The following is a 519-nucleotide window of genomic DNA, read 5'->3' on the forward strand; positions in this document are numbered from 1 at the left end:
GTCAAGGCGTGGTCGACGGCCTGCACCGGCCTCAATTGCGACGGACTTTCGCGCGGCTTCTGGAACTCCGTTCGTATCACCGTACCTTCGGTGATCCTGTCGATCGCGATCGCGTCCGTAAACGGCTACGCGTTGGCCAACTGGCGCTTCAAGGGCGCCGACACATTCTTCATCATCCTGATCGTCGGTGCCTTCATCCCCTATCAGGTAATGATCTATCCGATTGTCATCATCCTGCGCGAGATCGGCCTCTATGGCAGCCTGACCGGTCTGGTGATCGTCCATTCCATTTTCGGCATGCCGATCCTGACGCTTTTGTTCCGCAACTATTTCACCTCCATGCCGGAGGAATTGTTCCGGGCGGCGCGTGTCGACGGCGCGGGCTTCTGGGGCATCTATCTGCGCATCATGCTGCCGATGTCGCTGCCGATCTTCGTCGTCGCCGTCATCCTGCAGGTGACGGGCATCTGGAACGACTTCCTGTTCGGCGTCGTCTACACGCGCCCCGACACCTATCCG

The 519-nt window shown here is 59.5% G+C and carries 1 protein-coding gene; it reads left to right on the plus strand.

Annotated elements, in window-relative coordinates:
• Positions 1-519 (plus strand): carbohydrate ABC transporter permease (locus tag ACWTU8_RS32225; protein ID WP_455851302.1); only part of this gene is annotated, 519 nt, incomplete at both ends.

It is taken from the genome of Mesorhizobium sp. BHbdii (assembly GCF_053848045.1).